This window comes from Hyphomicrobium facile, from assembly GCF_900116175.1.
Classification (GTDB): Bacteria; Pseudomonadota; Alphaproteobacteria; order Rhizobiales; family Hyphomicrobiaceae; genus Hyphomicrobium_B; species Hyphomicrobium_B facile.
This window is the reverse complement of sequence record NZ_FPCH01000002.1, coordinates 1,196,019-1,217,609: the sequence shown is the minus strand read 5'-3', so window position 1 is coordinate 1,217,609 and position 21,591 is coordinate 1,196,019. Positions and strand designations below refer to the sequence as shown.

General features: G+C 61.3%; 15 protein-coding genes. 10 read left to right on the top strand and 5 right to left on the bottom strand.

The window, feature by feature from the left end; genetic code table 11:
• Positions 1-9: 9 nt before the first annotated feature.
• Positions 10-3,225 carry an efflux RND transporter permease subunit gene (locus BM399_RS12575; RefSeq protein WP_092868013.1) on the bottom strand — a complete coding sequence of 1,072 codons (3,216 nt, stop codon included), beginning with the start codon at positions 3,223-3,225 and terminating at the stop codon, positions 10-12.
• A gap of 36 nt (positions 3,226-3,261) precedes the next feature.
• Positions 3,262-4,401: an efflux RND transporter periplasmic adaptor subunit gene (locus BM399_RS12570; protein ID WP_092868221.1), complete on the bottom strand. Its 1,140-nt coding sequence runs from the start codon at positions 4,399-4,401 to the stop codon at positions 3,262-3,264.
• A gap of 563 nt (positions 4,402-4,964) precedes the next feature.
• Between BM399_RS12570 and BM399_RS12565 the strand changes: the two genes are divergently transcribed.
• From BM399_RS12565 to BM399_RS12525, 9 genes are all read left to right on the top strand, one after another.
• Positions 4,965-5,564 (top strand): TetR/AcrR family transcriptional regulator, encoded by a 600-nt coding sequence (locus BM399_RS12565; protein WP_092868220.1) that lies wholly within the window; start codon positions 4,965-4,967, stop codon positions 5,562-5,564.
• A 134-nt stretch (positions 5,565-5,698) separates the two neighbouring features.
• The gene (locus BM399_RS12560) at positions 5,699-7,024 is read left to right on the top strand and encodes a PQQ-dependent sugar dehydrogenase (RefSeq protein WP_244531213.1); all 1,326 of its coding nucleotides are present in this window, start codon (positions 5,699-5,701) and stop codon (positions 7,022-7,024) included.
• Positions 7,025-7,057: 33 nt separating this feature from the next.
• Entirely contained in the window at positions 7,058-8,059 is a 1,002-nt protein-coding gene (gene hpnA / locus BM399_RS12555; RefSeq protein WP_092868012.1) for a hopanoid-associated sugar epimerase, read from the top strand.
• A complete protein-coding gene (locus BM399_RS12550; protein WP_092868011.1) occupies positions 8,056-9,216 on the top strand; it encodes a glycosyltransferase in 1,161 nt (386 codons plus the stop codon). The genes hpnA and BM399_RS12550 overlap by 4 nt, the downstream gene beginning before the upstream one ends.
• Complete coding sequence (gene hpnC / locus BM399_RS12545) at positions 9,213-10,103, top strand: squalene synthase HpnC (protein ID WP_092868010.1); 891 nt, start codon at positions 9,213-9,215, stop codon at positions 10,101-10,103. The genes BM399_RS12550 and hpnC overlap by 4 nt, the downstream gene beginning before the upstream one ends.
• On the top strand, positions 10,093-10,935 hold the full coding sequence (gene hpnD, locus BM399_RS12540) for a presqualene diphosphate synthase HpnD (protein ID WP_092868009.1): 843 nt from the start codon (positions 10,093-10,095) through the stop codon (positions 10,933-10,935). Before hpnC ends, hpnD begins: the two co-directional genes overlap by 11 nt.
• The gene (gene hpnE / locus BM399_RS12535) at positions 10,936-12,189 is read left to right on the top strand and encodes a hydroxysqualene dehydroxylase HpnE (protein WP_092868008.1); all 1,254 of its coding nucleotides are present in this window, start codon (positions 10,936-10,938) and stop codon (positions 12,187-12,189) included.
• Between the two features lie 81 nt (positions 12,190-12,270).
• Positions 12,271-14,220 (top strand): squalene--hopene cyclase, encoded by a 1,950-nt coding sequence (gene shc / locus BM399_RS12530; protein ID WP_425284077.1) that lies wholly within the window; start codon positions 12,271-12,273, stop codon positions 14,218-14,220.
• Between the two features lie 48 nt (positions 14,221-14,268).
• Positions 14,269-14,949 carry a phosphorylase family protein gene (locus BM399_RS12525; RefSeq protein WP_092868006.1) on the top strand — a complete coding sequence of 227 codons (681 nt, stop codon included), beginning with the start codon at positions 14,269-14,271 and terminating at the stop codon, positions 14,947-14,949.
• Here the strand turns inward: BM399_RS12525 and hpnH are convergent.
• Together hpnH and ispH are read right to left on the bottom strand one after the other, a co-directional pair.
• Positions 14,893-16,041 carry an adenosyl-hopene transferase HpnH gene (gene hpnH / locus BM399_RS12520; protein ID WP_092868005.1) on the bottom strand — a complete coding sequence of 383 codons (1,149 nt, stop codon included), beginning with the start codon at positions 16,039-16,041 and terminating at the stop codon, positions 14,893-14,895. The two genes, BM399_RS12525 and hpnH, sit on opposite strands and share 57 nt — an antisense overlap.
• A 46-nt stretch (positions 16,042-16,087) precedes the next feature.
• Complete coding sequence (gene ispH, locus BM399_RS12515) at positions 16,088-17,017, bottom strand: 4-hydroxy-3-methylbut-2-enyl diphosphate reductase (RefSeq protein ID WP_092868004.1); 930 nt, start codon at positions 17,015-17,017, stop codon at positions 16,088-16,090.
• 351 nt (positions 17,018-17,368) lie between these two features.
• Here ispH and hpnN point away from each other — a divergent pair, with 351 nt between their 5' ends.
• A complete protein-coding gene (gene hpnN, locus BM399_RS12510) occupies positions 17,369-19,990 on the top strand; it encodes a hopanoid transporter HpnN (RefSeq protein ID WP_092868003.1) in 2,622 nt (873 codons plus the stop codon).
• A gap of 167 nt (positions 19,991-20,157) precedes the next feature.
• On the opposite strand, the gene hpnJ is transcribed toward hpnN, so the two are convergent.
• Entirely contained in the window at positions 20,158-21,582 is a 1,425-nt protein-coding gene (hpnJ, locus tag BM399_RS12505) for a hopanoid biosynthesis associated radical SAM protein HpnJ (RefSeq protein ID WP_092868002.1), read from the bottom strand.
• Positions 21,583-21,591 lie beyond the last annotated feature (9 nt).

The window sequence follows — 21,591 nt, the reverse complement described above, 5'->3', positions numbered from 1 at the left end:
TCAGTCGTGTTATTCCGCGGCTGTCGGTGCCAAGCGGCCATGTGATCCGGCCGCCGCGACGACTGGCGAGATGACCTCGCCAGTATGCTTGAGAGGTTTGTTGCCGCTGAGTTTTCGCAAGATGACGTAGAAGACCGGCGTCAGGAAAATGCCGAAGATCGTTACACCGATCATTCCCGAGAACACGGCGATGCCCATAGCTTGCCGCATCTCGGCGCCGGCTCCGATCGAGGTGACGAGCGGAACGACGCCCATGATGAACGCCATCGACGTCATCAGGATAGGCCGGAGACGCAAGCGGCTCGCTTCGATTGCCGCCTGCACCGGATTACGGCCCGCGAGTTCGAGCTCGCGCGCAAACTCGACGATCAGAATGGCATTCTTCGCCGACAACCCGACGAGAACGATCAAACCGATCTGCGTGAAGACGTTGTTGTCGCCATGCGAGAGATAAACGCCCGTAATGGCGGCAAGCAGACCCATCGGCACGATCATGATGATCGAGAGCGGCAGAACGAGACTTTCGTACTGTGCTGCGAGCACGAGGAACACGAGGAAGATCGACAGCGGGAACACCCAAACGCCGGAATTGCCCGCAAGGATCTCCTGGTACGTTAGCTCGGTCCACTCGAAGCCTATGCCCTTCGGCAAGACTTGCGCAGCTATGCGTTCAACCGCCGCCTTCGCTTGTCCTGACGAGTATCCGGGCGCTGCGCCGCCGTTGACGTCGGCCGTCAGGAAGCCGTTGTAGCGCATGGCGCGCTCGGGCCCCGAGACCTGCTTCACGTTGAGCAGCGCCGAAAGCTGGATCATGGCGCCGGTGTTGGAGCGAACCTTCAACAATCCGATGTCCTCGGGACGCGCACGATACTTGGCATCGGCTTGAACGCGGACTGAGTACGTCCGGCCGAATTTATTGAAGTCGTTGACGTAGAGCGATCCGAGATAGATTTGCATCGTCGCGAAAACGTCGGTCACCGCCACGCCGAGCTGACGCGCCTTCGTCCGGTCGATCGCAGCAAAAAGCTGCGGCACGTTCACCTGATATGACGTGAAAATACCGGCTAGCTCCGGCGCCTTGCTGAGCGCGCCTGTGAAAGCGTTCATTGCATCGCTCAATGCGTCGTAGCCAAGGCCGGCCCGATCCTCGACTTGCAATTTGAAGCCGCCGATCGTGCCGAGACCCTGAACGGGCGGCGGCGGAAACATCACGATGAATGCGTCTTTGATGCCCGCGAATTGTTGATTGAGGCTCATTGCGATCGCCGGACCGCTGAGTTCCGGTGAGCGCCGCTCTTCGAACGACTTCAAGCCGGCGAAAACGATTCCGGAATTGGAGCTGTTGGTGAAGCCGTTGATCGACAAGCCCGGAAACTGCACCGCATCCTTGACGCCCGGCGTCTTGAGCATGATGTCGCCCATTTGCCGAATGACCTCTTCGGTGCGGTCGAGCGTGGCGCCGTCTGGAAGCTGCGCAAAACCGACGAGGTATTGCTTGTCTTGGCCCGGCACGAAGCCGCCGGGAACAGCCTTGAACATCGCACCGGCCGCTCCGATCAGGACGAGATAAATGAGAAACGCCGCTGCCTTGTGCGATAGGATGCGTTTGACGCCGCCGCTGTAGGCATTCGATCCCCTGGTGAACGCGCGGTTGAAGCCGCGGAAGAACCAGCCGAAGGCGAAGTCCATTGCCCGCGTCAGCCAATCCTTGGGCGCATCATGACCTTTCAAGAGTACCGCGGCCAGCGCGGGCGATAGCGTCAGCGAGTTGATCGCCGATATCACGGTCGAAATCGCGATGGTCAGCGCGAACTGCTTGTAGAACTGGCCGGTCAGGCCGGTGATGAGTGCGAGTGGCACGAAGACCGCGACCAGCACGAGCGCGATGGCGATGATCGGGCCGGAAACCTCGCGCATGGCCTGAATGGTCGCCTCGCGCGGAGACAAACCGTTCTCGATATTGCGCTCGACGTTTTCGACGACGACGATCGCGTCGTCGACCACGATGCCGATCGCAAGCACGAGACCGAATAGCGTCAGCGCGTTGATCGAGAATCCGAACACATGCATCACCGCGAACGTGCCGATGATCGAAACGGGAACCGCAATCAGCGGAATGATCGACGCGCGCCACGTCTGCAGGAAGACGATGACGACGAGCACGACCAGCGCCACGGCTTCGAGAAGCGTGTGAATGACCGCCTCGATCGAAGCACGGACGAACTGCGTCGGATCGTAGACGATGCTGTAATCGACGCCTTCCGGCATGTACTGCTTGAGCTCTGCCATCGTCGCGCGGACGTTGTCGGAGATCTCAATTGCGTTCGATCCGGGAGCCTGGAAGATCGGGATCGCGACCGCCTGCTTGTTGTTGAGCAGCGAACGCAGCGAATAGTCGGCCGCGCCGAGTTCAATGCGCGCAACATCGCGCAAACGCGTGACCTGATTGTTCGCGCCGGCCTTGACGACGATGTCGCCGAATTCTTCTTCGCTCGCGAGGCGGCCCTGCGCGTTGACGGAAAGCTGGAAATCGAGATTCGGAAGCGAGGGAGACGACCCGACGACGCCGACGGCGGCTTGCACGTTCTCAGCGCGAACAGCGTTGACGATATCGCTTGCCGAAAGTCCGAGTTCGGCCGCCTTCGCCGGATCGACCCAGACCCGCATCGAATAGTCGCCTGATCCGAAGATCTGCACGTCGCCGACGCCGTTGATGCGCGCAAGCCGGTCCTTGACGTTGATCACCGCGTAATTGCGCAGATACGTCATGTCATAGCGGTCGTTCGGCGACAGCAAGTGCACGACCATCGTCAGGTCGGGCGAACTTTTGACTGTCGTGATGCCGAGTGCGCGCACGTCTTCGGGCAAACGCGGCTCGGCCTGAGAGACGCGATTTTGAACGAGCTGCTGGGCCTTGTCGGGATCGGTGCCGAGCCGGAACGTGACGGTGAGCGTCATCAAACCATCGGTCGTCGCCTGGCTGCTCATGTAGAGCATGCCCTCGACGCCGTTGATCTGCTCCTCGATCGGCGTCGCAACCGTTTCGGCGATAACTTTCGGGTTGGCGCCCGGATAGTTAGCCCGCACGACGACCTGCGGCGGCACCACTTCCGGGTATTCCGAAATCGGCATCGCAGGCAACGCCAACAGGCCGCCCAGGAAAATCAGGGTGGAGAGCACGCCCGCGAAAATCGGACGATCGATGAAGAATTTCGAGATGTTCATGTGCGGGCTCGCCCTGTTGGCTTCTCGCGTGAAAGTCTATTGCGGCGTTGCGGGCGACGGCTTGTCGGCGGCGGCATGTTCCTCCGGCAGCGGACGCCCATTCATCGCGACCGGTTCCGGCGTGACTTCATCGCCCGGCCTCACATGCTGTAAGCCGGCGACGATGATGCGGTCGCCAGCCGCGAGCCCGCTCGTGACGACGCGCAGATCATCGGCCATCCCGCCGAGTTTGACCTCGCGATAAGCGGACTTGTTGTCCTTGCCGACGACGATCACGTACTTTTTGTCCTGATCGGTCCCGATGGCGCGCTCGGAGATCGCAATGATCGGGGCCGTACGCGGCTTTGCCATCCGCACGCGGACGAATTGACCGGCGATGAGAAGCCCGTCGGTGTTTTCGAAGGTCGCGCGAAGCCGCACAGTGCCGCTCGCCACATCGACCTTGTTGTCGATCAGCTGGAGCGTGCCGCGCCGCCACTGGCCCTCGTTCGCCGCGGTCGACATCGACACGGGGATTTGCTCGATACGAGCCGTTGCGTTCGCCTCAGGCGAAAGCGTGGCCAATGCGCGGGAAACGACGTTCTCGTCCGCATTGAAGCTCGCGTAAATGGGATTGACCGATACGATCGTCGTCAGCACCGGTGCGCTGGAGCCGCCTTCGACTAGGTTGCCGACGGTGATCTCGTGCCGGCCGACGCGCCCCGATACCGGCGCACGTACTTCAGTCCACGCGAGATTGAGCTTGGCGGTTTGAAGTGCGGCCTGGGCACTCTTCAGGTTGGCGACCGCCGCGTCATAAGCGTTTGCGCGGGTATCGAGCTCTCGCTCTGAAAGCGCATTGCCGATGATCTGGCGCGCGCGAGCGACGTCCGCCTTCGTGAATACGACCTGAGCCTGCGCAGCACCGACGAGGCCCTCCAAACGTTCGACTTCTGCAGCGTAGGGTGCCGGATCGATCGTCACCAGCGAGTCGCCCGCCTTCACCAGTGCGCCTTCGCGGAAATGAATGCCAACGATCTGGCCCGCAACACGAGGACGAAGGTCGACACGCTCGATCGCTTCGAGCCGGCCGGAGAACTCGTCCCAGGTATCGACCTCATGCGCCTCGACGGTCGCGACGGAGACGGGGACCCCCGCATGTTCCTGGGCAAGGGCCGCGCCAGCGTGCGCCGTCATAAGAAGCGACGCGATTGCTGCCGAAGCCAGCAAACCTCTTGAAGACTGGGATGGTGCGTGAAATCTCATGGTCAACCCCTCGGATGTTCGCGCCTGACGCGCGTCGTTTCGCCAGCGATGTCGCCGGCGGGGCGTGTAAAGCGTGTCGTGGAAGTGAGAGAGCGGCGAGCCGTTACGCGGCAATGGCCGAGCTACTTGTCGTTAGGAGAAGTTGTCGAGACTGAGCCCTGGCGGCCATCGGTCGCGCAACGTGTCGAACTGACCGGGATTTTCCGCAGTGTCTCCTTCACGCCGCGATTGGTATCCACAAGCAGATACAACAAACGGAACATGACGCTCGTCGTCCACATCGTCGGAGGTTCGGCTCGAAACCCATCCCGCAAATCCCCTGAGGACCGCGGTCGCGCTACTGAAGGAGCTTTTCATCATGCGCTGTTTCCCTATATATGTACTGATTGGTACCGATATAGGGTGGTGATCGGGGCTGTCAACTGCTATCTGTATCGATGAGTATGAAAATGTATAGGTGTAAAACCGAAAAAGCAGAAACTGGGAGAGAAGCGGTGCAAAAAGGCCGCCCACGGGAATTCGACAAGGAGCAAGTGCTGGACAAGGCCCTCCACGTCTTTTGGGAACGGGGTTACGAAGGAACGTCGCTCTCGGATTTGACGGAGGCGATGGGCATTAACCGTCCGAGCCTTTACGCGGCGTTCGGGAACAAAGAGGAGCTCTTTCGTCAGGCCCTCGATCGCTACGCCGAAAAGGGTCCGGGCGCTGTTTATCGCGAGGCGCTCGCCGAGCCGACCGCGAAAGCCGTGGTCGAGCGCCTGTTGAAATCCTCGGCAGACTGTTTGACTGACCCGGCCAACCCGCCGGGTTGCCTGGCTGTGCAGGGCGCACTGTCGTGTGGCGACGCTGCGGAATCGATCAAGCAGGAACTCTGCCAGCGCCGGGCGCGGGTAGAACAGGAGCTTCGCCTGCGTTTCGAACGCGCCAAGGCCGAAGGTGACCTGGGGCGAGAGTCCGACCCCGAGAGTCTCGCGCGCTACGTGATGACCGTAATGCAGGGCATGTCCGTGCAAGCGGCCGGCGGAGCGTCGCGCGCCGATCTCCACGCTGTCGCCGACATGGCGCTGAGAGGTCTGGCGGCCGCGGAGAGCTAATCCGCGGCACGGGGTTGTCGACACGCGTGCGGTCCTGTAGCTGGCGTCCGCGAACGCTCGGCACCCGAGCATGCTCAAGTCGTTCCCGTGTCTCGCGAACATCTGGTGGAGATTACATTGTGCGGAATTCTTCGATGGCTTACTTGCAAAGAGCTGGCATCGCCAGGAAACTAGGCAGCGGCTTGATCGCAAGAGCTCTCGTCCTCCCGTTCGCTTTCTTCGCCCTCATGCATCTGCCGATCGAAAGTCGCGCTCACGCGGCCGATGCGAAGTCCTGTGACGGCAATGCGGGCCTCACTTTGCCGAAAGGCTTCTGCGCCACGATCTTTGCGGACCACGTCGGCGCTCCTCGTCACATGGCCGTCGCGCCCGACGGCACCGTCTACGTGAACAATCGCAACCGCAAACCGTCCCCGGGCGGCTCGCTACTCGCCTTGAAAGACAGCAACGGCGACGGCAACGCCGACATCATCGAACGGTTCGGACCGGCGGACGGCGGCGGAACCGGCATCGCCATCTATAAAAACGGCCTCTTCGTAGACCTGGGCGATAAAATCGTTCGCTACGATCTCACGCCCGGCGACATTGCACCGAAGGGCAAACCTGAAACGGTCGTGTCAGATATCCCGGTCAACGGAGATCATAAATCGCGGCCATTTTCGATCGATCCGAAAGGCAACCTCTTCGTCGATCTCGGCTCGGCAACGAATTCCTGCCAGCAAGACAATCGCGCGGAAGAATCGCCGGGCATCGATCCCTGCGAAGAACTGAAGACGCACGCCGGAATCTGGCGCTTCGACGCAAACAAAACGGGACAGGTCTTCTCACCCGCCGAGCGGTACGCGACCGGACTCCGCAACGCCGCAGGCATCGACTTCGACGATGCCGGCCGGGTCTTCGCGACCCAACACGGCCGCGATCAGCTCTACGAGAACTGGCCGAAGCTGTATTCCTCGCAACAAGGTACGGATCAGCCGGCTGAAGTCCTCGTCGCGCTTCAAGAGGGCGGCGACTACGGCTGGCCCTACTGCTATTACGACGGCATTCAGCAGAAAAACGTTCTCGCGCCCGAATACGGCGGCGACGGTGGCAAGGCCGTAGGCCGATGCGCCGAAAAGCTTCCGCCAGTCGCTGCATTTCCCGGACATTGGGCGCCGAACGATCTCGCGATCTACAAAGGGAAGGCGTTTCCGGAAACCTATCGCGGTGGGGCTTTCATCGCCTTTCACGGTTCCTGGAATCGCTCCTCAGGTCCCCAGCAAGGCTACAACGTCGTGTTTCAACCGCTTGAGGCCGGCAAAGCATCGGGCCCTTACAGCATCTTTGCCGATGGATTTCGCGACGGAGACCCGAAAGGGGTCGAGCATCGTCCGACGGGACTTGCGGTCGGACCCGATGGCGCGCTTTACGTCAGCGACGACGCGGCTGGCCGTATCTGGCGGATCGCTTACAACGGGTGACGATATTTTCGACGCATCGGGGGCGCGAGAACATTGGCGGCAAAAGACATCGCGTTTCTAACCGGCGCCTCGGGCTTCGTAGGCACCGCGGTCGCGCGTCGCCTCATCGAGGAAGGATTGTCGGTCCGTGCGCTCGTTCGCCGAACCAGCAATCGCGCGAACCTCTCAGGCCTCGACCTCGAAATCGTTGAGGGTGACATTCGCGACGCCGGCCTGCTGGACAAAGCGGTGAGCGGAGCGCGTTACGTTTTTCACGTCGCGGCGGACTACCGCCTCTGGGCGCCGGACCCGCAAGAGATCATCGCAACCAATACGAACGGCACGCGTGCCGTCATGGCGGCCGCGCTGAAGGCCGGCGCCGAACGCGTCGTCTACACATCCAGCGTCGCGACGCTGAGATTGACCGGCGATGGCTCGCCTTCGGATGAGACCATGCCGCTCGATGAAGCGCATGCGATCGGCGCCTACAAGAAAAGCAAGGTCCTTGCCGAGCGGCTGGTCGAACGGATGATCGCGGAAGAGGCGTTGCCGGCCGTCATCGTTAACCCTTCGACACCGATCGGTCCGCGCGACGTCCGCCCGACGCCGACCGGACGGATCGTCGTCGAGGCAGCGTCGGGCCGAATGCCCGCCTACGTCGATACGGGCCTAAATCTCGTACATGTCGACGACGTCGCGAACGGCCACGTTGCTGCCTTGAAGCACGGGCGAATTGGTGAGCGTTATATTCTGGGGGGACAGGACATGACGCTCGGAGAAATGCTCGCCGAGATCGCGCGTCTGGCAGGCCGAAGGCCGCCGTCGGTCAAACTCCCGCGCCAGCTGATCTACCCCATTGCCTATGGCGCGGAAGCCATGGCCCGCATCACGGGACGCGAGCCCTTCGCGACAGTCGACGGCCTGCGCATGGCCAAATACAAAATGTTTTTTTCGTCAGCCAAAGCCGAGCGCGAGCTTGGCTACCGCGCGCGTCCCGCCGCTGACGCTCTGGCGGAAGCATATCGCTGGTTTCGCGACGCGGGGTATCTGAAGTGACCGCGGTCGATCTCATAGCCGCGATCGGCCTTGTTGCGTGGATTTACCTGCTGCTGCTCAACGGCGGGTTTTGGCTCACCAGCGAGCGCGAGGAGTTCGAGCGCGGAAAATTCTCAGACCCCGGCACTTGGCCGCGCGTGACGGCCGTTATTCCCGCGCGCAACGAAGCCGACATGCTTCCCTTGTCTCTCACATCGCTCGTCGCTCAGGACTATCCCGGCGAATTCTCAATCGTGCTTGTCGATGATCAAAGCACCGACGGCACTGCCGAAATTGCGCGAAAGATCGCCGCGAGTTCGACGAAAGAAGTAACCATCATCGACGGCGCACCGCTTCCTGCTGCGTGGACGGGCAAGGTGTGGGCCATGCATCAGGGGATAGCCGCGGCAACGTCATCGAAGGCGCCCGATTATCTTCTCCTGACGGACGCCGACATCGGATACGCGCCGGAAATGCTAAGGTCGCTGGTGACGAGTTCGCGCGCGAACGGCCGCGCCATGACATCGGTGATGGCCAAGCTCAAATGCGAAAGCTGGGCCGAACGAGCACTTGTCCCGGCCTTCATTTTCTTCTTTCAGATGCTCTATCCGTTTCGTTGGGTGAACAGCAAAACAGCGGCGACCGCGGCCGCTGCGGGCGGCTGCATGCTGGTCGAACGAGCTGCGCTGGAACGCGCTGGCGGGATCGCCGCCATCCGCGGCGCGCTCATCGACGATTGTGCTCTCGGAAAACTGTTGAAAAAGCAGGGCCCGATTTGGCTCGGGCTTTCAAACGGCGTGATCAGTCTTCGCGTTTATCCTGCGTTTGATGATATTCGCCGAATGGTTGCGCGGTCGGCGTATGCCCAACTGTACTATTCGCCCGCGCTACTGCTCGGAACTGTCGTCGGAATGGGGCTTATTTACTTGGCGCCGCTCGCATTTGCCATGTTTTCGAACTATCCGGCGAACGCGATCGCGGCCGCAACATACGCGTTGATGGTTATCGCCTTTCAACCGACGTTGCGCTTTTACAACCGTTCTCCACTTTGGGGCCTTGCGCTACCAGTTATCGCGACAGCCTATGTGGGTTTCACGCTAGATTCGGCGTATCAGCATATGCGCGGTCGTGGAGGTCTCTGGAAGGGCCGGGTTCAGGCCGAAGTAGGAAGACAATGACGGTCGACGGAAAGTACAAATCCGGCAAGTCTGAGCGTGACGAGAACTTTCCTGTCGCGTCCCGCGTCATTGCCTCGCGTCACCGTGCGCCGATCCTAGCGTTCTATCGTTTTGCCCGGGCGGCAGATGATGCTGCTGATCATCCGACCCTCGATGCACAATCGAAACTTTCGATCCTCGATGCGCTGGAAGCGACGCTGCTCGGCCGGTCCGACGCTGCAGTAGACGCGCTCGCGCTTCGCGAACAGCTGCGCTTGAGAAATCTCAGCGCGCAACACGCTCTCGATCTTCTCAAAGCCTTTCGCCAGGATGTCACGAAGAACCGGTACGGCACGTGGGACGAGCTTCTCGACTATTGCCGCTATTCGGCAATGCCGGTCGGCCGGTTCGTCCTCGATGTTCACGGCGAACCGAAGTCCACATGGCAGCAGTCGGATGCATTGTGCACGGCCTTGCAGATAATCAATCATCTCCAGGATTGCGGTAAGGACTATCGCAAGATCGACCGGGTCTACATTCCGCTCGACGATCTTTCTTCCCGCGGGCTCGGCGTTCGCGGTCTGGGCGAGCCCAAGGCGTCTCCGGAGCTGCGGGCTTGCTTGCAGTCGCTGGCCGCGAAGACCGAGGCGATGCTTCCCGAAGCGGCGCTGTTGCCGTCGAGCGTAACGGACTTGCGCCTTGCGGTCGAAACGTCGGTGATCGTCGCGCTCGCGCGCAAGCTGATAGGGCTGCTGAAAACGCGCGATCCGCTCTCCGAGTCCGTCCACCTTTCGAAGCCATACGCCGCCGTGATTGCTGCACGCACGGCTGCCGCCACTGTTGCGGGTCGCGCTTTTTCACGCTCGGCGTTTACGAAGTCGTCAAGGATGATGCCGCATGAGCGCTGAAGTCGACACCCTAATTGCAGAAGAAGCGCCGGCCGCGGCAAGCAGCTCGTTTTACGCAGCGATGCGCGTTCTACCGCGCCCGCAGCGCGAGGCGATGTATCACGTCTATGCATTCTGCAGGGCCGTCGACGACGTCGCCGATAACGGGGGCTCGAGTGATGTGCGCCTCGCCGACCTCGTGCAATATCGGGACGACATCGAACAACTCTACGCATCGGGTCACCGGACATCGCGCACGCGCGACCTCGCGGGCCCGATTGCGCAATACGGGCTCCTGAAGGAAGACTTCATTGCCGTCATCGACGGCATGGAGATGGATATCGTCCGCGATCTGCGCGCCCCGGAATGGAAGGTTCTCGACCTCTATTGCGACCGCGCCGCCTCCGCAGTCGGCAGATTGTCAGTGCGGATTTTCGGCATGGAAGAAACGCCGGGTATCGAGCTTTCCCACAACCTTGGCCGCGCGCTCCAGCTGACGAACATCCTGCGCGACATCGATGAAGACGCGAGCATGGGCCGCCTCTATCTCCCCAAGGAAGCTTTGCGTGAGTGCGGGCTCGGAGACCTTTCGATCGCCGAAATTCTCGTCGATCCGCGCCTCGATCGCGTGTGCCGCGGCGTCGCCGAGAAGGCGCGGAAATACTACGACAGGTCGGAAGCTATCATGGCGCGCGCATCGCGGCGCACCGTGAGATCGCCACGCATGATGGCAACGGTCTATCGGGGCATTCTCGAGAAGCTGATCGCAAGAGGATGGGACGCGCCGCGCGTCGACGTGCGCCGTTCGAAGCGCACAGTCCTCTGGGCGGTTCTGCGCGACGGCATTTTTTAAATGAGCGACGGCACTGTTCACATTGTCGGGGCCGGCCTTGCCGGTCTTTCGGCGGCGGTCACGCTTGTCGGACGGGGACGCAAGGTCGTCGTCCACGAGCTTGCACGCCACGCCGGCGGACGCTGCCGCTCGTATTTCGAGACCGCGCTCGGACTGACGATCGACAATGGCAACCATCTCCTCCTGTCGGGCAACGCGAGCGCGCTCGGCTATCTGAATACGATCGGTGGCAGGCATCTGCTCGATGATCCGCAGCACGCCGAGTTCGCATTTTGCGATTTCACGTCCGGCGAGCGTTGGACACTGAGGCCGAACGACGGGCCGCTGCCGTGGTGGATTTTCTCGAAAGGCCGTCGTGTACCCGGTACGCACGCCCTCGACTACGTTCGCCTTGGAAGTCTTCTCCAGGCAAAAAGCAGCGATACGATCGCCCAGCGAGTAGATACCGGTTCGTTGGTCTTCGCTCGCCTCATGAATCCGGTGTTGGTCGCGGCTCTGAACTGCGATGCGTCCGAAGGCTCGGCAAAGCTCGCCGGCACCATCATCCGCGAAACGCTCGGGCGTGGCGGCAAAGCCTGCCGCCCGTTGTTTGCAGCCAACGGACTGGGACCGGCTCTGGTCGATCCCGCCCTTCAGTTTCTGGGCAAGCGCGGGGCCGAAGTCCGGTTCGACCATCCGCTACGGGCGATTGAATTTTCCGACGGGCGCGCACGCACGCTGCAATTCGCGGATGGCGCCGTCGAACTGAACAGAACCGACGATCTCATCCTCGCCGTGCCTGGGTGGGTTGCGCGCACCCTGATACCGGATTTGGTCGCGCCGACCGAATACCGTTCGATCTTGAACGCTCATTTTGCGGTCGCGCCGCCGGCCGGACTTCCGAAGATCACCGGCGTCGTCAACGCGACGACGGAATGGCTGTTCGCATTTGAAAACCGGCTGTCCGTCACCGTCAGCGCCGCCGATCGTTACAATGAGGCCGAGAGAGAACCTCTTGCACGCCAGATTTGGACTGAGGTTGCGAAAATCGCGCGCCTCGACGTCGAACTTCCGCGCTGGCAGATCGTGAAGGAGCGGCGTGCGACTTTCGCCGCAACTCCAGGACAGAATGCCCTGCGGCCGAAAGCGCAAACACGTTGGAAAAACGTGCTTCTGGCGGGTGATTGGACAGACACCGGTCTTCCGGCCACGATTGAAGGCGCGATAAGGTCGGGGGAAGCGGCCGCGAAACTGGCGGCGTCAGCACACTTCTGATAGGACGCTCGAACTTCTGGGAGAGCCTCTATGAACTTCGACTCTGCGACGCATTCCGCTCGCCTGCCGTCCGATAGCGCGATGCGCGAAATTGCGACGCCCGACATTGAAAACGCGATCACCGCCGCCAAAAAGGCCCTGCTGGCGCTGCAGCGGGACGACGGTCATTTCGTTTTCGAACTCGAGGCGGACGCGACGATCCCCGCAGAATACGTTCTGATGCGCCACTATCTTGCCGAGCCGGTGGACGCCGCTCTCGAAGCCAAGATCGCCAACTATCTCCGCCGCATCCAGTCCGAGAATGGCGGCTGGCCACTATTCCATGATGGCGCCTCGAACATCAGCGCGAGCGTGAAAGCGTATTATGCGCTGAAGATGATCGGCGTCGGTACCGAAGAGCCTTACATGAAGAAGGCGCGAGGTTGGATCCTCTCGCAGGGTGGCGCCTCTCACGCCAACGTTTTCACGCGCAACCTGCTGGCACTTTTCGGCGCCATACCTTGGACCGGCGTTCCCGTGATGCCCGTCGAGATCATGGTGCTGCCGCGATGGTTTCCGTTCCATCTCGATAAGATTTCCTACTGGGCGCGCACTGTGGTGGTGCCGCTGACGGTGCTGAACGCCTTGAAGCCGAGGGCGCGGAATCCGAAAGCCGTCGGCATCCCCGAGCTGTTCACGATCCCGCCGGAGAACGTCAAAGTCTGGCCGAAAGGCCCGCATCAGAAATCGCCGTGGTCGGAAATATTCGGCGCAATAGATCGCGTGCTGCGGTTCTTCGAGCCGTATTTCCCGAAGTCGCTACGCAAGCGCTCCATCGACAAGGCTGTGGCGTTCGTCGACGAGCGGCTGAACGGCGAAGATGGCTTGGGCGCGATCTTCCCGGCGATGGTCAATTCCTTGCTGGTCTATGATGCGCTGGGATATTCCCACGATCATCCCAATTACGTCACCGCGCGCGGCTCGATCGAAAAGCTGCTGATGGTCAAGGATGACGAGGCGTACTGTCAGCCGTGCCTGTCGCCTGTCTGGGACACGGCGCTTTCGTCTCACGCACTTATGGAAGTCGGTGACCCGCAGGCCGAGGCAGCAGCCGCGCGCGCGCTCCAATGGCTGAAGCCGTTGCAGGTGCTCGACACTGTCGGCGATTGGGCGGCGAGCCGTCCCGGCATTCGTCCCGGCGGCTGGGCGTTCCAGTACGCAAATCCCCACTATCCCGATACCGACGACACGGCCGTGGTCGTGATGGCGATGGACCGCGCACAAGGTCGAGTGGAACCAAACGGGGAAGCTTATCGCGAGTCGATCGCGCGCGGTCGCGAGTGGATCGAAGGCATGCAAAGCAAGAACGGCGGCTGGGGCGCCTTCGACGCCGACAACACGTACGAATACCTCAATCAGATACCGTTTTCCGATCATGGCGCGTTGCTCGATCCGCCGACCGCCGACGTCGCTGCGCGTTGCGTTTCAATGCTGGCACAACTCGGAGAACGCCGCGGCCAGAGCTACGTTCTCGATAACGCGGTCGCCTATCTCGAACGGACGCAGGAGAAAGACGGCAGCTGGTACGGCCGCTGGGGAATGAATTACATCTACGGCACGTGGTCGGTGTTGTGCGCTCTCAACGCAGCGGGCGTCGACCCGGCATCGAGCGTCGTCCGCAAGGCCGTCGCCTGGCTTCTTTCAATCCAGAACAGCGACGGCGGCTGGGGCGAGGACGGCGAAAGCTATAGCCTCGATTACAAGGGTTACACCCCGGCACCGAGCACCGCCTCGCAAACATCATGGGCGCTCTTGGCGCTGATGGCGGCCGGTGAGGTCGACAACCCCGCTGTCCAGAAAGGCATCGCCTACCTCGCCGCAACGCAGGGCTCAGATGGCTTCTGGGCCGAGAAGCGCTTCACGGCGACCGGCTTTCCGCGCGTCTTCTATCTTCGCTACCACGGGTACCCGAAATTCTTCCCGATGTGGGCTTTGGCGCGCTACCGCAATCTAAAAGCCTCAAATACCCGATCAGTTATGGTCGGAATGTGAGAAGATAAGCTAAGCTGAGGGGACAATCCGGGGGGATGATGTGAGGGGATGAGGGGGGTCGTAGTCGCCGCAACGGGGCTGAGGGCCGAAGCTCGGGTCGCGCAACGATCCGGGTTCGTGAAGGCTTTGGCCGGTGGCGGCGATGAGCAGCGCCTCGCATCGCTGATAGAGCGGTCCATCGCCAATGGCGGCATCCGCGGTCTCATCAGCTTCGGGATCGCAGGCGGGCTGAGGCCGGGCCTGGCGTCCGGAACGATTGTCGTCGGCACGTCCGTCGTCAGCGGCGGGACACCCTACATGGCGGACGAACGCTGGAGCGATCGTCTCTTCGAAGCGGTGCCGAACGCCGAGTCCGGAGCAATCGTCGGAGCGAAAGCGGTCATCTCCGAACCGGGCGACAAGCAGAAACTCTACATGGCGACCGGCGCCTTCGCGGCCGATATGGAAAGCCACATCGTTGCGCGCCTCGCCGCCGAGCATCAATTGCCGTTCGCGGTACTCCGGGTGATCGCCGACACATCGAAGCAGCGGCTTCCGCCGGCAGCCGTCAACGGCCTGAAGCCGGATGGGACGCCGGACATTGCCGCCGTCCTCAAGTCATTGATGGTTCGTCCGGGCCAGCTTCCGAGCCTGCTGCTGACCGCCAACGCAACGCGCCGGGCAATGCGCGGGTTATTCCGCTGCTACCGGCTTCTTGGCCCGGGCCTCGGCTTCGCTGATCTCCGCTAGCTTGTTCTCGACGTGACGTGAGAACACGAACTCGGCCGGACGCTGCTTGTCGAGCGGGATTTCAGGCGCCATCGGACCGTCCGTCTTCACGCCTCTAAGCGCGACGGCCGCGATCTTCCAAGGCTTCTTTACCGCATCCATGACGGCCGAGGCCTCGAAGCCCGAGTGCACCATGCAATCCGCGCACTTCTCGTAATTGCCGGTGCCGTACTTGTCCCAGTCGGTGCTTTCCATCAGCTCCTTGAAGGTCTTCGTATAACCTTCGCCGAGCAGATAGCAGGGCTTCTGCCAGCCGAACACGGTGCGCGTCGGGTTGCCCCACGGCGTGCACTGGTAGGTCTGGTTGCCCGCGAGGAAATCGAGGAACAGCGCCGACTGGAAGAACGGCCACGCGCGGCCGCCCTTTCCGAGCTTGAAGATATCGCGAAAGAGCTGCTTCGTCTTTGTGCGATTGAGGAAGTGCTGCTGATCGGGTGCGCGCTCGTAGGCGTAGCCGGGCGAAATAGTAACGCCGCCGATGTCGAGCTTCTTCATCTCATCGAGGAACTTCGCAACCTGCTCGGCCTTTGCGTCGCTGAACAAGGTCGTGTTGATGTTGACGCGGAAGCCCTTCGCCTTCGCAACCTTGATCGCCTCGACCGCGCGATCGTACACGCCCTTCTGGCAAACCGACCTGTCGTGCATCTCCTTGTCGCCGTCGAGATGGATCGACCAGTTGAAATTCTTGTGCGGCTTGTAGAGATGGATTTTCTTCTCGAGCAGCAGCGCGTTCGTGCAGACGGTGACGAACTTGCCCTTTTTGAGCGCGCCTTCGACGATCTCCGGCAGCTCCTTGTGGAGCAGCGGCTCGCCGCCTGCGAGCACGACGACCGGCGCTCCGCATTCGTCCATCGAATGCAGCGCGTCAGCGACCGAGATGCGCTGGTTGAGGATCTTATCGGGATAGTCGATCTTTCCGCAGCCCGCGCAGGCGAGGTTGCAGCGGAAGAGCGGCTCGAGCATCAGCACGAGCGGATAGCGTTTGCGCCCCCTGAGGTGCTGTCCGATGACGTAGGCACCTACCGACAAAGCTTGGTTTAATGGAATTCCCACCCGACAGGGCTCCTTCTTGCGGCGCTCGAACCAGCATTATTCCCGATCATGATGCCTCGAGCAATTCAGGCGGCAGGCGGAATGTAATTTTCTCTTCGACGCCATCGAGGATTTCGATCTCGATCGGTGAGACCCTTCCGATGGCGGCGATGACGTCTTCGACAAGCACATCAGGCGCCGAAGCACCTGCTGTTACGCCAACTAGGTTCACTCCGGCAAGCCATGCCGGATCGACCTCGCTCCCGTCTGCGACGAGATAGCTTGGTATTCCGCATTCGGCGCCGATTTCACGTAGTCTGTTCGAGTTCGAGCTATTGCTCGCGCCAACGACCAGAAGAACCTCGACGAAGCGGCAGAGGTCGCGAACGGCCGTTTGCCGGTTTTGCGTCGCATAACAGATGTCGCGTGTTTCCGGCCCAATTACGTCAGTGAAACGTTCTTTCACTGCCTCGATGGTTGCCCGGGTGTCATCCACACTCAATGTCGTCTGGGTGATGTAGGCGACGGGCGTATCATCCGGAATATCGAGTTTCGCCACGTCGTCGCGATTTTCTACAAGGTAAACAGGCCCGGAAATGCGCCCGAGCGTCCCTTCGATCTCCGGGTGGCCCGCATGTCCGATCAGGATCACGGTCCGCCCGAGCGACGAATACCGCTGGCCTTGCTTGTGAACCTTGGACACGAGAGGGCACGTCGCGTCGACGACGGTGAGGCGGCGCGTTTGCGCGTCGGCTTCGACGGCGCGCGACACGCCGTGAGCGCTGAAAATCGTGAGCGCGCCATTGGGCACCTCGGCGAGATCTTCGACGAAGCGGGCGCCCTTGGCCTTGAGATCGTTGACGACATGACGGTTGTGAACGATTTCGTGGCGCACATACACAGGTTCGCTACGCTGGGCGAGCGAGCGTTCGACGATGTCGATTGCTCGAACCACGCCTGCGCAAAAACCCCGGGGCTGAGCCAAAATCACTTTCATGCAGAAACCCCCGTTCTGCGATCGCGCAATATCCCGCGCAGTCAAAGACCTAATGGATCAACGCTTCCCGATAATGACGTTCGGCGTATCGGTCATGGTCGTCCACGACTTTATGCGCTAGTTCAATCGATAGGCAGCCGAGGCAACGTCGCGCCGTACATGCTGTTGAAGTGTCGTGTCTCAAAAGCAACACACTGAAAGATGTCATCTGTTCATGTGCTCGACAGGTTCGACATCGTAGGTGCCTGTTGAGAAAAACGATCCCTCCCCCGGGGTACCATGAGTCCGTTCTAGAATGTCCAATTACGATCTCAATATCCAACGCCGTCCAACACGACCGGCGGCGCGCACATGATCGAGCGCGTCGTTTCCTTTATCGTCGACATCTCGGTGCGACTGCGCTGGGCCAGCATTTTGCTGGGCCTGGCGTTGACGGCAGGCTCTATTTTCTACGTCGCCAACAATTTCGCCATCACGACCGATACAAGTCAGCTGATCTCCTCGGACCTCGATTGGCGCCAGCGCGAGCGCCAATTCGACGCCGCGTTTCCCCAGCACACCGACACCATAGATATAGTCATTGACGGTAAAACGCCGGAGCTGACCGAAGCCGCAGCAGCCAGTCTCGCGGCAGCCCTGAGCGAATCAAAACCCGATCCTTTCCAGATCGTCCGGCGGCGTGACGGCGGCCCCTTCTTCGAAAAGAACGGCCTCCTTTATCTGTCGCTGCCGGAACTCAAGGAGACAACCGAGGGCCTGATTAAGGCGCAGCCCGTGCTCGGGACGCTCGCCGCCGATCCGACGCTCAACGGGTTGGCGAAGGCGCTCTCATTCGTCCCTCTGGGTGTGAAGGACGATCGCGCCAAGTGGTCGGATTTCGACAAGCCGCTGGGCGCGCTGGCCATTGCCATCGATGACATCATGGCGGGAAGGGAAACGGCGTTTCCCTGGGGTCAGCTGCTAACGGGCGGAAGCCCGAACCCCTCCGAGCTTCGCCGCTTCCTCGAGGTGAAGCCCGTTCTCGATTATTCAGATTTGCAACCCGGCGCCGATGCAACGGCGTTGATCCGCGAAACCGCAAAGCGGCTCGGATTGACACCCGAGAACGGCGTGCGGGTCCGGCTGACGGGATCCGTCCCGATGGCGGATGAGGAATTCGGGACCGTTGCCGAAGGCGCAGCCATCAATACCGCCGTCACGATCGCAGCCGTTCTTTTCATTCTTTGGCTGGCGCTGAGGTCGGGTCGCATTATCTTCGCCGTTCTCGTCAGCCTCTTCTCCGGACTTGCGATGACAGGCGCGCTGGGGCTCTACCTCGTCGGCGCACTCAACCTTATCTCGGTCGCGTTCGCGGTACTGTTCGTCGGCATCGGCGTCGATTTCGGTATCCAGTTCTCGGTCAGATACCGCCACGAGCGCTTCAACAAACATGGTCTCCGCGACGCGTTGATCGCGGCCGGAAAGAACGCCGGGAAACCTCTGGCGCTCGCTGCTGCGGCGACGACAGCGGGTTTCTATGCATTTCTGCCGACCGATTACCGCGGTGTATCCGAGCTTGGCCTCATTGCCGGCAGCGGCATGATTATCGCGTTCCTGACGAGCATCACTTTCTTGCCGGCGATGCTTTCCGTTCTTAATCCTCCGGGCGAGCCGCACGACGTCGGCTACCAGTCTCTCGCGCCGGTAGATCGCTTCATGGCGCGCCACCGCCACGGCATTCTTGCGCTGACGGCGATTGGCGTCGTCGCCGGTCTGCCGCTTCTCACCAAGCTCGAGTTCGATTTCAATCCGATCAACTTGCGCAGCGACAAGGTCGAATCGGTCTCGACCTTCAACGATCTGATGCGCGATCCATTGACCGCTCCGAACACGATCGAGATCCTGGCGCCGAACCTCACCGACGCGAAGGCGCTGGCAGCAAAGCTCGATAAGCTGCCGGAAGTCGGACACACAGTAACGCTGGCGAGCTTCGTGCCCGACCATCAGGACGAAAAGCTGGCCATCATAAGAGACGCGGCGGACCTGCTCGGCCCGACCATCGAGCCCGACGAAATTGCGGCAACGCCGACGGACGCCGAAACGCAGACGACACTGCGAGATACCGCCAAGGCGTTTGAGGACGTAAGCAAATTGCCGGGCGCACCGCCGCTCGCCACCCACATGGCGGCGACGCTTCGCAAACTCGCGGAGGCGCCGGTTGACGCGCGGGCAAAGGTTGAAAAAGCGCTGCTCGACGGCCTCAAACTGCGCCTCGCGCAAATTCGTTCAGCCCTCAAGGCTGAGCCGGTAACGCTTGAGAATCTGCCGCCAGAGATCATTGCCGACTGGATAACGGCCGATGGCCGCGCCCGGGTCGAAATCGGGCCGAAGGGCGACGGGAACGACAACGCAAACCTCCGTCGCTTTGCGTCCGCCGTGCTCGCCGTTGCTCCCGAAGCAACCGGCGTGCCGATCCTCATTCAGGAATCGGCGAAGACGGTTGTGCGCTCGTTCATCCAGGCGGGCTTGCTGGCACTCGTTTCGATAACGATCATCCTGTTCGTTGCGCTGCGCCGCATCTCGGACGTGCTGCTGACGCTCGTGCCGCTATTGCTCGCCGGCGTCGTGACGCTCGAACTGTGCGTGCTGCTGAAGCTGCCGTTGAATTTCGCGAACATCATCGCGCTGCCCGTGCTGCTGGGCGTCGGCGTCGCGTTCAAGATCTATTACGTGCTCGCTTGGCGCGAAGGCGAAACGAGCTTGCTGGCGTCGCCGCTGACGCGCGCTGTCATGTTCAGCGCCATGACGACGGCAGTCGCGTTCGGCAGCTTGTTCTTCTCAAGCCATCCCGGAACGTCGAGCATGGGTGAGCTGCTGGCGCTCTCGCTCGTGACGACGCTTGCGGCCGCCGTTCTCTTCCAGCCGATCCTGATGGGCCCGCCGCGGAACGCGGCCAAGCACGAAAACGAAAAGGCACTACAAACCGAGCCGTAGCCGACCCGCCCAAGCTAGTCATTCAAGCCAAGCCAAGACTTTGCGATGAACTATCTACTTGGGCGGATCCCCGCCTGCGCGGGGATGACGTTATTGGAAGAAGGTCACCCACACCCCGTCATCCCGGCGAAGGCCGGGATCCATACAAGCCGGCGGCAGCCCAAAAACTACGCGGCGTTGCGGCGTTCACGCAGGAACTGGAAGAATTCGACGCCCTCGCGGAGGCGGCGCTTCATCATGTCGGGCTGCGTTATCATCTCGCCGACGATCGAAGCAATCTTCGGCACCCGGAAGTAGAACTTGCGATAGAAGTCCTCGACCGAAGAGAAGATCTCGGTGTGCGACAGACCCGGATAGTGTAGCGGCGCGATCTGGATGCCGTTAGCGTTGATGAGCTCGGCATTATCGACGTCGAGCCAGCCGTTCTCGGAAGCCTGCTTGTAGAGGAACGTGCCCGGATACGGCGCGGCGAGCGAGACCTGGATCGTGTGCGGGTTGATCCTCGTCGCAAACTTGATGGTCTCCTCGATCGTCTCCTTCGATTCTCCCGGAAGGCCGAGGATGAAGGTGCCGTGGATCTTGATGCCAAGTTCGTGGCAGTCCTTCGTGAACTTCTCCGCGACCTCGACCCGCATGCCCTTCTTGATGTTATGCAGGATCTGCTGGTTGCCGCTCTCGTAGCCGACGAGCAGCAGGCGCAGGCCGTTGTCCTTGAGCACCTTCAGCGTCTCGCGCGGTACGTTCGCCTTGGCATTGCACGACCACGTGACACCGAGCTTGCCGAGCTCCTTGGCAATTGCTTCCGCGCGCGGCAGGTCGTCGGTGAAGGTATCGTCGTCGAACATCAGCTCTTTCATCTGCGGGAACGCCTTGAGGATGTATCGCACCTCCTCGATGACGTGCCCGACGGAGCGGGTCCGATAGCGATGGCCGCCAACAGTCTGAGGCCACAGGCAGAACGTGCAGCGGCTCTTGCAGCCGCGCCCCGTGTAGAACGAGATGTACGGGTGCTTCAGATAGCCGATGAAGTAATTCTCCATCACGAGGTCGCGCTTGTAGACCGGCGTAACGAAGGGCAGCGTGTCCATGTCATGCATCACAGCGCGGTCCTCGTTGTGCACGATGACGCCCTGCGCGTTGCGGTAGGAAAGACCCTTGATGTCACTCCACGGCACGCCGTCGGCGACGTCCTTGATCGTGAAATCGAACTCATTGCGGGCCACGAAGTCGACAATCGGCGCGTCCACCAGGCTTTCGTTGGACTGCACCGCGACCTTGGCGCCGATCAGTCCGACCTTGAGGTTCGGGTTGGTCGCCTTCATCGCCTCGATGACTTTGACGTCCGAATCAAACGACGGCGTCGAGGTGTGCAGCACCGCGAGGTCGTAATCGCGCACTTCGGCGAGAACATCCTGGAGACTGGTACGGTGCGGCGGCGCGTCGATGAGCTTGGAATTCTCGACCAGCGCGGCGGGCTGCGCCAGCCAGGTTGGGTACCAGAACGACTGTATTTCGCGCCGCGCCTGATATCGAGATCCTGCTCCGCCGTCGAAGCCGTCGAATGAAGGAGCCTGCAAAAATAGTGTGCGCATCGTGGGCGC

Excerpts from the sequence above, each read along its gene's own strand:
- BM399_RS12575 (WP_092868013.1), bottom strand. The coding sequence starts at position 3,225 with ATGAACATCTCGAAATTCTTCATCGATCGTCCGATTTTCGCGGGCGTG.
- hpnE (WP_092868008.1), top strand. The coding sequence starts at position 10,936 with ATGAGCGACGGCACTGTTCACATTGTCGGGGCCGGCCTTGCCGGTCTT.
- hpnJ (WP_092868002.1), bottom strand. The coding sequence starts at position 21,582 with ATGCGCACACTATTTTTGCAGGCTCCTTCATTCGACGGCTTCGACGGC.
- BM399_RS12525 (WP_092868006.1), top strand. The coding sequence starts at position 14,269 with ATGAGGGGGGTCGTAGTCGCCGCAACGGGGCTGAGGGCCGAAGCTCGG.
- BM399_RS12570 (WP_092868221.1), bottom strand. The coding sequence starts at position 4,401 with ATGACGGCGCACGCTGGCGCGGCCCTTGCCCAGGAACATGCGGGGGTC.
- shc (WP_425284077.1), top strand. The coding sequence starts at position 12,271 with ATGCGCGAAATTGCGACGCCCGACATTGAAAACGCGATCACCGCCGCC.
- hpnN (WP_092868003.1), top strand. The coding sequence starts at position 17,369 with ATGATCGAGCGCGTCGTTTCCTTTATCGTCGACATCTCGGTGCGACTG.
- hpnC (WP_092868010.1), top strand. The coding sequence starts at position 9,213 with ATGACGGTCGACGGAAAGTACAAATCCGGCAAGTCTGAGCGTGACGAG.
- hpnD (WP_092868009.1), top strand. The coding sequence starts at position 10,093 with ATGAGCGCTGAAGTCGACACCCTAATTGCAGAAGAAGCGCCGGCCGCG.
- BM399_RS12560 (WP_244531213.1), top strand. The coding sequence starts at position 5,699 with ATGGCTTACTTGCAAAGAGCTGGCATCGCCAGGAAACTAGGCAGCGGC.
- ispH (WP_092868004.1), bottom strand. The coding sequence starts at position 17,017 with ATGAAAGTGATTTTGGCTCAGCCCCGGGGTTTTTGCGCAGGCGTGGTT.